Consider the following 9066-nt stretch of genomic DNA (forward strand, 5'->3'; position numbering starts at 1 on the left):
GGGCCTGCGGCGACGTGCGCGGCGTCTGCCCGATCCTGGTTCCCGTCAATCGTTTGCAGAAGGAACATCCCGCGTGAATGCGCTGTCCGAACAGATTCTTTCCGAATTGCGCCGCCTGCTGAGCGAGATGAGCGATGGTGGCCGCGTCGGTCCGTCCGTCTACGATACGGCGCGAGCGCTGCGGTTCCACGGCAACGTCATCGGTCGGCAGGACGCATACGCGTGGCTCCTCGCGCAGCAACAGGCCGACGGCGGTTGGGGAAGCGCGGACTTCTCGCGGTTCCGCCATGCGCCCACGTGGGCGGCGTTGCTGGCATTGCAGCGCGCCGATTCTCTTCCCGGCGTTGCCGACGCAGTCCAGGCTGCAACCCAGTTCCTCCAGCGCCAGCCCGATCCCTACGCGCATGCGGTGCCGGAAGATGCGCCCATCGGCGCGGAGCTGATCCTGCCGCAGTTTTGCCGCGAGGCCGCATCCTTGCTGGGCGACATGGCGTTTCCGCGCCACCCGGCGCTGTTGCCGTTGCGGCAAGCGTGCCTGGTCAAGCTGGGGACTGTGGCAACGTTGCCGAGCGGCCATCCGTTGCTGCACTCCTGGGAAGCCTGGGGGACGTCGCCGACCACCGCATTCCCGGATGACGACGGCAGCATCGGCATCAGTCCGGCGGCCACCGCCGCGTGGCGTGCGCACGCCGTGACACAGGCGAGCACGCCGCAACTCGGGCGCGCCGATGAGTATCTGCAGATGGCATCGCGGGCGACGCGCAGCGGCATCGAAGGTGTCATTCCCAATGTCTGGCCGATCAATGTGTTCGAGCCATGCTGGTCGCTGTACACCCTGCATCTGGCCGGGCTGTTCGCGCATCCCGCGCTCGCCGAAGCGGTGCGCGTGATCGTCGCGCAGCTCGACGCCCGCCTGGGCGTGCGCGGTCTGGGCCCGGCCTTGCACTTTGCGGCCGATGCGGACGACACCGCCGTTGCGTTGTGCGTCCTGCGCCTTGCAGGCCGCGACCCGGCGGTCGATGCGTTGCGCCAATTCGAAATCGGCGAACTGTTCGTCACTTTCCCCGGCGAGCGCAATGCCTCGGTCTCGACCAACATCCATGCCCTGCATGCGTTGCGACTGTTGGAAAAGCCCGCCGCGGGCATCAGCGCCTACGTCGAGGCCAATCGCAACCCGAACGGTCTGTGGGACAACGAAAAATGGCACGTTTCGTGGCTGTATCCCACCGCGCATGCGGTCGCTGCGCTGGCGCAAGGCAAAGCGCAGTGGCGCGATGAGCGCGCGCTGGCGGCGCTGCTGCTGGCGCAGCGCGACGATGGCGGCTGGGGCGCGGGTCGCGCGTCCACGTTCGAGGAAACCGCCTATGCGCTGTTCACGTTGCACGTGATGGACGGGAGCGAAGAGCCGACAGGGCGCCGGCGCATCGCGCAGGCGGTGGCGCGTGCGCGGGAGTGGATGCTCGCCCGCCATGCGGCGCATGCATTGCCGCAGACGCCGCTGTGGATCGGCAAGGAATTGTATTGCCCCACACGGGTCGTGCGCGTCGCCGAACTCGCCGGGTTGTGGCTGGCGCTTCGTTGGGGGCGGCGCGTCCCGGCCGAGGGAGCGGAAGCGACGCCATGATCCAGACCGAACGCGCGTTGCAGCAGGTGCTAGAGTGGGGGCGTTCCCTGACCGGATTCGCCGACGAGCATGCCGTGGAAGCGGTCAGGGGCGGCCAGTACATCCTGCAGAGCATCCACCTGAGCCTGCGCGACACCAGCGCCCGCACCGGCCGCGATCCGCAGGACGAAACGCTGATCGTGGCATTCTATCGCGAACTGGCGCTGCTGTTCTGGCTCGACGATTGCAACGATCTTGGCCTGATCGCGCCGGAGCAGCTCGCCGCGGTAGAGCAGGCGCTGGGGCAGGGCGTGCCGTGCGCGCTCCCCGGATTCGAGGGCTGCGCTGTGCTGCGCGGTTCGCTGGCCGCGCTCGCCTACGATCGTCGCGACTATGCTCAGCTTCTCGACGATACCCGGTGCTACTGCGCGGCGCTGCGCGCCGGACACGCGCAAGCGGCAGGGGCGGAACGCTGGTCTTACACCGAATACTTGCACAACGGCATCGATTCGATCGCCTACGCGAACGTGCTCTGTTGCCTGTCGTTGCTGTGGGGGCTGGACATGGCGACCTTGCGCGCGCGTCCGGCGTTTCGCCAGGCCCTGCGGCTCATCTCCGCGATAGGCCGCCTGCAGAACGACCTGCATGGACGCGACAAGGACAGGTCGGCCGGCGAGGCCGACAACGCGGCGATTTTACTGCTGCAGCACTATCCGGCTATGCCTGTGGTGGAGTTCCTCAACGACGAACTGGCCGGCCATACGCGCATGCTGGACCGGGTGATGGCGAAAGAACGCTTTCCCGCGCCCTGGGGAGCGTTGATCGAGGCCATGGCGGCTATCCGCGCGCAGTACTACGAGACCTCGACCAGCCGCTACCGCAGCGACGTTGCGGGGGAGGCTAGCGCGCGCCGGCTTGAACGCGGGAGGCGGCGGCGTGCGCGCGCTGCCGTCGGTTCGATCCGACGCAATACCGTCGCCCGATGCGACGGATGATGCCACCAATCGCGCTCCAGAGGTCTTCGACGGTTCGTCCTGTGGCCTGACCAGGAGCGCTTTGAGCTTGGCGCATTCTCGATCGCATTGAAGTCAGGCGTACGCATCCGGCGACGGCCCTGGTCAGGTCGCTTTGGGCGGCCAGCCGATTGCGGTTAGGCGGCGTGAGCGATGCTCTGAGGGCGCCAGTTCCAAGGCAGGAGTTCGTGGATACGCCTTGAGGGATGGCAGGCGGGGCAGTAGGGATCGAACCTTTGACGGCGGTCTGAGGCCTCTATCAAGGTCCATGTCCCAGTGCGGAACTCACGGCCCCCTTGATCGCGCTTGCGACACGCGCCACATCGTTGCGCTTCAAGCCGGCGACGTTGATGCGGCCGGATGTCGGCACGTAGATGCCGTGCTTTTCCCTTAGTTTCAGCACCTCGGTCTGAGAGAGGGGCAGAATGGAAAACATGCCCTCTTGCGAGCCGATGGCGACGGCATTCGACCATCTTCCTCCCAATGCGTCGGCGAAAGATTTTCGCAACGCGAGGAGGCGATGACGCATCGATTCCAACTCTTCACGCCAGTCCCGGCATAGTTCGGGGGAGCAGAGGATGGTCTTCACGATTGCGGCGCCGTGATCGGGCGGCATTGAGTAGCTGGCGCGGGCGATAGCAACAAGATTGGACCGAGCAGTCTCTGAAGCTGATTGCAAAGAGGCGACCGCAAACACCGCGCCCGTACGCTCGCGATATAGTCCAAATGATTTCGAGCAGGACACCGCGATAAGCGCCTCTGGAACGGCAGAAATTGTCGAACGAAGCGCGGCGACGTCTTCGTCGAGCCCGGCACCGAAACCCTGATAGGCAAGATCAATTAACGGCGTAAGCCCCCGCGCAGCGATTATCGCCGTGATCCGACGCCAGTCGTCCGCCGTCAGCACGGCGCCGCTCGGGTTGTGACAACAAGCATGGAGCAAAACTGCGTCGCCGGGCTCGGCCCGTTGTAGTGCATTCATCATGCTGTCAATTAAGATGGTCTGCGAGGCAACATCAAAGAATGGATAAGTCTCGACCGGGAGACCGGCACCCGAGAAAATTCCTGCATGATTCGGCCAACTCGGTTGACCTAGCCAGATCTTACCCCTTCCGGTCCCTCGAATCAGATCGGCAGCAAGCCGCAAAGCACCCGAGCCACCGGGTGTCTGCACACCAGAGGCGTGGACGGTTGCCGTATGCCCGCCAACTAACGACCACAGCAGATCAAGGAATGTTTGATCACCCTCCGGCGCCACGTACGCCTTGGTGTTCTGGGTCTCGCAAATCAGGTGCTCGGCAGCCTTTACGGCACGAAAGATCGGCGAATGACCGGCATCGTCGCGATAGACGCCGACCCCAAGGTCGATCTTGTCTGGTCGGGGGTCTGCGTCAAAGAGCCCAATCAGCGCAAGCAGGGGATCGTTGGCTCTACGGCTTAGTGTTTCAAACATTGTCGGCTTTCTTGATTCGAGCGGAAACCGGCCGCATTTGACCGGATGGTTGGCTGCGTTCAGAAGTCAGAGAGTCGCGGCGCAAAGTCACGTGTCATAGTCGCGCAAGTACTCCCTGGCGCGACGTCCGTTTTGCAGGACGAAGTTTCCGAGTTCTGGCAGCCCAGCGCCCGCGGACGACGCCCGGCTTGCGACGGGCCGGGTCGCGATGGCCCACCACGCATCAGTTCGGGTTCAAGGTGTTGCCAAATCGAATCGCTGCCGAAATCGGAAGCTTCCGCAGCTCGGGATGGCCCTGCCCGCGATGGCGCGGGTGCGATCTCCTGCCAAATCCGATCCTGGTCGTAATCGGGAGCTTCGGCCGGCGTCTGCACGCTCAGCTGATGCTCAAAGCCCGCTGAATAGGAGGACGGTGGTGCGTCGGGCCGGGGGCTCGTGTTCGCTGGGTCTGTTGGGTTGAAATCCATCCTGTCTATCCTCTCAAATGACGGAGCCGCTCGAGCCCTCGTTCGACGAAGGTCGTTCGTGTTGCGACCTGCGGAGAACTATTTCAAAGGTTCGCGTTGAGCGCCGGCCTCCGAGTTACCGCCAAAATGGTGCCAACCTGCTTCCGGTCGAGCATCGAGGACCCCGAAAGGTGCACGTCCACTGCGTTCACTGGGCGGCATCGCCGTCTAGGCATCCGCGCTTTCATGGTGTGGCGCTCAGCTTTCCAGAAGCTGACGGGCAGACGGATTTAGGCCGATAGGACGAGACTGATTTTCGTCGTAAGCTGCGCAGTGCCACGGGTGAGTAGGCTGGGGAACTCTCGCCACCAGCACCGGGTTGCCGGAGGCGGTCATCCCGCCCCCGGTTCCCAGAACGTGGCATACGGATTTCCAGTACCGACGCTCTTCGACAGTTGGGTCACAGCAATGCAGGCGCCTGCAGCTTCCCACAAGGGAGGCGTAGCCTTCCACCACTGGCATGCACGGCGCCGATATCAGCATGTTGCACTCGATCGATTGCAAGAATCGATTTTGTTGCACACTTCAATCCCTGATCGCAGCGTAACTAGCCACGGCATCCTAGAAGAGGTGCGTTCGCGTTTTAGATTCCATTTCGCGGAGATAGATGTTGCGCCTGCTCGTAATCACCGATCTTGCGATAGCCCAGAGTGCCCTCCAAAAGCAAAGCCGGGGTGTCAAACGCCATCCGGAACTGCTCCCTGATATTGCCTCAGATGAGAATGTTACCGAAGGGCAGCCTGGTGTCTTCTGGATCGGGTGCCGCGAATCGGAGCAAGCCGCTCGCGAAGCCGCCCTCCAAGGCGCCGGAGCGAGCGGCTTGCGGTGATTCGGCGAAAGAACCTGTCGGGATTAGATAGCAAGAGACGAAGCTTGGACCGATAGTTTGATCTCTGTGCTGCTGATGAGCTGTCGAGCGGCCTTTGATCGCCAGTTCTTCACCAATCGCTGCACCGTACGCCGCTGATGGCGGCCGAACCGACCGGGCGCATGCGCTTGCAGGCGGGAGAGAAGATCGACGCGGACAAGTGCGGAGCGCCGGCGAGCCATTCCTCGATGATGGGAATGTAGGTGTCGAGCATCGATGGCCGACGTGGCACAGGTTTGCGCCGCACGTAGCGGCGCCGATGAATACCCCGCTGCTCACCCTGTTTCCAACCATCGCCGAGCTCGCGGGCAAAGCCCGCCAAGTCGCTTTGCACCGGTGCGACAGCCATCGTTAGCTTTCCAGCCCGCTGATCAACGCGCTTGCCTAGCTCATTTTGAGCGTCCCGCGTCTGTGCCAGCAATGCCGCCGGATCAGGCGTGCGGTAAATCTCCCGCAGCCGACGTTTGAGTGCCTCATCGAGCCGCGGGTGGACCAATGCTCCCCTATGGGAATCGGATCGGTTGGTGTTGGATGACGTCGCCACCTCAAGACCTCTTCAAATTGAAGATCAAAGGCCTTCTCGATGCCCGGTGGCTTGCTCGTCATACAGAATGTGAGGTGCGGGTACTTCTTTCATCTTCGCATCATCCGCTTGAAAAGATCGGCCGCGAGACGTCGGAAGATGCTTGATATGCACGAAATACCTCGCGCGAACGCGACTTGTATGATGGCTATCAGATCCTGCAGCATCGGCTCAAGCAAATACGGTACAGATCGTACGTAGATCCATCTGGCTCAACGGGACCGAGTCTTCTCTGAGAAGCACCAACGATACGCCTGCGCTATCAAGATCAACCTTAGAACAGTCGATTCCGTGTATATTTACTTCTTGCAGGGCTAAGTGGACTTCGCGGTGCCGTTGCCCTCGGCGCTGCTGCCTTGGCGGCGGCCCTGTCGTGCTCTCTGCACGGCAGGGCCGCTCCCCTAGGTGCTAGCTGCACCCTTGATGTTGAGGTCAAGCTACTGATCAACGGCGCGCGGCGCACTCAATAGTTTCCCGACGCCGAAGTTCTGTGGCCCCTCACTGTTGAGAAGTAAGCCTAGGCTGGTCACCATCCTCGTGGCCACGATGGCGCATTCGCGTTTCACCTCGATCAAAGGGCAGTTGCAGAATCGCGCTCTATCTTATTTGCCCGACTTCTGGCGCGAAGCCATCATCACAGTACGGGCACACGTCTCCGAGCCGCGACTTTCCGCATTCTTCGCAAAAAACTGTTCCGCAGTTCGGACATTTATGAATAGCATCGTCAGAGCCGCTGTTCCCGCAACGGGGACATTTTGAAAAATAGTGCGTTACCAGCCTTTCCACCATGGCCTACGCGATCTCGACCCGATTGACCCTGCACAAATTGAGGTGCCCCTATGCGCGCTGATACAATGGCAACATTGAGGGCTTCGCTCTCACTAGCACGGTACGCGACGAGCGAACTATCTCGCTTCTTACCCGAGTGGGCTCTCCCGGCTTCAGATCGGCACGTTTCGTACAAAGGACCATGCTATTTCGTTCGATTGAAAACGCTTGACGGATACTCTCGCAATCACAACGATCGACATCGTTGGCGCTAAAGCTGCATGGCAGACTTTTCAGTGCGGGAAGCGCTACTTGATCTGACCGTCGATGACATTGCGCCATCGGGTGCGAACCTGACCGTCTATGACGAGGAGCATTTAGCTACATGCTGGCGGCTACTCGACGCCGATGCTTAGGGAGGCAGATTGGCGGGAAGTTGCGCGCGTTGTTCGCCGCGAGCCTCACAGCGGCGTGCAGCGCCTGCGGGACCGTCGCCACGCACCACTTCGGCCACGTCGTCCGGTTCGCGCTGGCGAAATTCTTCGGGATCACCACGCCACCCAATTCGATGTCGCGCGGGGCGATACGCGGAATGGAGCTGAACATCGCGGGCGCGTCGCACGGCTTTTTTGCCGCTGTCGCACCCGGATGGACTCAAAGAAAACGGCCCCGGCGGGGCGGGCCAGGGCCGTCAACTTGGAAGGTGCGTCAGCCAAGTGGGGTCAAGGAAGACGCGAAAACAATTGTAGCGATCAACCGACCTCATGTTCAACTATATCAAGGTTTAGAGCCGGCGTGGAGCCGTAAGCCTCCTGTGCCAGCCGGCCTGCCGTCCTTCCTCAGGCGGCGTGATGGAGAGCCCTGTCTACGTGTTTCTTGACTTGCCCGCGCATGTCTGTCGCAAGCCTCTGGCCGAGCTCCCACAATTCCTTGTTCTGGTCGAAGGCCTTGCGGGCTCGCTCGGTGGACAAGGTCAAGACCTCGGACGCCGACCCGCTGCCAAGCAGATGGGCGAACAAATCGAACGCGAAGGCGGTATTGGCGTGAGAGATTTCGAGCACCTTGAGCCCGTAATCTGTCGCGACGCCCGCGTTGTGCGAGTACGTTTCGCTCAACGTCTCGGTCATCTGTTCAGAGGCTGTGCGCGCGCGAGCAAAGCTCTCCACAGCTAGATCGCCGACCACTCCGGGCAATGCGATCTTCGGGAAACCCAACAACGGCATTCCGAAGATGTTCGTGCCGTTCACCGTGACTTTCAGTTCACTTTCACTCAAGGCGCAGTCCCCATCTCGCGCGAAAGCATTCCTCGCAACGCTTGCATGCGTCACGACAGCGCTGACGCTCCGTGTTCGATTCTGAGTTTTGGGTGAGCTTCGATCCCGCCCCCGACACTACTCTGCGGGACGAAGGCGCGACTGTCGGTCCGGTTTGCGACTCTCGCGGAGAATTTTTTGAAATTGTCTTATCAAGCCAACGTATATGTATGGAGAGCGTTGTGCATAACGTGCGTGCTGTGAGCAGCGGAAGGCTCCTGTATCGGCGTGAGGTTGTGCGAAGCATCATCGGCATTGGCTGCGCCACGCGGAGGACCCGGGCAGTTTGCGCGCAAACAAAAACCCCGGCATCGCTGCCGGGGCTTTGCATTTCTTGGATCGCTTGAGCGCGGACTTTAGAAGTCCATGCCGCCCATGCCGCCGCCCGGAGGCATCGCGGGGCCGCCGGCGTTCTTCTTCGGCAGCTCGGCAACCATCGCTTCCGTGGTGATCAGGAGCGCGGCAACCGAGGCGGCGTTCTGGATCGCGGTGCGCACGACCTTGGTCGGATCGATGATGCCCTTGCTGACGAGATTGACATACTCGCCGGTCTGACTGTCGAAGCCGAACGGGTACTGCTCCTTCTCCAGGATCTTGCCGACGATGACCGAACCGTCTTCACCGGCGTTGATCGCGATCTGGCGGGCCGGAGCCGACAGCGCCTTGCGCACGATCTCGACGCCGGTCTTCTGGTCGTCGTTCTTGGTGCGGATGCCCTTGAGGTGCTCGGAGGCCCGGAGCAGCGCGACGCCGCCGCCCGGCAGGATGCCTTCCTCGACAGCCGCGCGGGTCGCGTGCATCGCGTCATCAACGCGATCCTTGCGCTCCTTCACCTCGATCTCGGTCGCGCCGCCGACGCGGATCACCGCGACGCCGCCTGCGAGCTTGGCGAGACGCTCCTGCAGCTTCTCACGGTCGTAGTCCGAGGTGGTCTCCTCGATCTGCGCCTTGATCTGGGC

Annotated in this window: 6 protein-coding genes and 1 pseudogene; 2 read left to right on the plus strand and 5 right to left on the minus strand. The window is 62.1% G+C overall.

Annotated elements, in window-relative coordinates; all coding sequences use genetic code 11:
• Positions 1-73 precede the first annotated feature (73 nt).
• A complete protein-coding gene (locus tag AC1VNY_RS33165; RefSeq protein WP_482408330.1) occupies positions 74-1624 on the plus strand; it encodes a hypothetical protein in 1551 nt (516 codons plus the stop codon).
• Positions 1621-2490, plus strand: a pseudogene (locus tag AC1VNY_RS33170) (terpene synthase family protein); the annotation flags it as partial. The gene AC1VNY_RS33165 and the pseudogene AC1VNY_RS33170, both read left to right, overlap by 4 nt.
• A gap of 385 nt (positions 2491-2875) precedes the next feature.
• Here AC1VNY_RS33170 and AC1VNY_RS33175 read toward each other — a convergent pair.
• From AC1VNY_RS33175 to AC1VNY_RS33195, 5 genes are all read right to left on the minus strand, one after another.
• On the minus strand, positions 2876-4069 hold the full coding sequence (locus AC1VNY_RS33175; protein ID WP_482408331.1) for an amino acid aminotransferase: 1194 nt from the start codon (positions 4067-4069) through the stop codon (positions 2876-2878).
• Positions 4070-5513: 1444 nt separating this feature from the next.
• Positions 5514-5987 (minus strand): hypothetical protein, encoded by a 474-nt coding sequence (locus AC1VNY_RS33180; RefSeq protein WP_482408332.1) that lies wholly within the window; start codon positions 5985-5987, stop codon positions 5514-5516.
• 1188 nt (positions 5988-7175) lie between these two features.
• Complete coding sequence (locus AC1VNY_RS33185) at positions 7176-7400, minus strand: hypothetical protein (RefSeq protein WP_482408333.1); 225 nt, start codon at positions 7398-7400, stop codon at positions 7176-7178.
• A gap of 233 nt (positions 7401-7633) precedes the next feature.
• A complete protein-coding gene (locus AC1VNY_RS33190) occupies positions 7634-8068 on the minus strand; it encodes a phasin family protein (RefSeq protein WP_482408334.1) in 435 nt (144 codons plus the stop codon).
• Between the two features lie 395 nt (positions 8069-8463).
• On the minus strand, positions 8464-9066 hold a 603-nt coding region (locus tag AC1VNY_RS33195), incomplete at its 5' end, for a TCP-1/cpn60 chaperonin family protein (protein ID WP_482408335.1).

It is taken from the genome of Bradyrhizobium ferriligni (genome assembly GCF_056837965.1).

Coding starts and splice junctions, on each gene's coding strand:
- AC1VNY_RS33175 (WP_482408331.1), bottom strand. CDS start 4,069: ATGTTTGAAACACTAAGCCGTAGAGCCAACGATCCCCTGCTTGCGCTG.
- AC1VNY_RS33185 (WP_482408333.1), bottom strand. CDS start 7,400: ATGTTCAGCTCCATTCCGCGTATCGCCCCGCGCGACATCGAATTGGGT.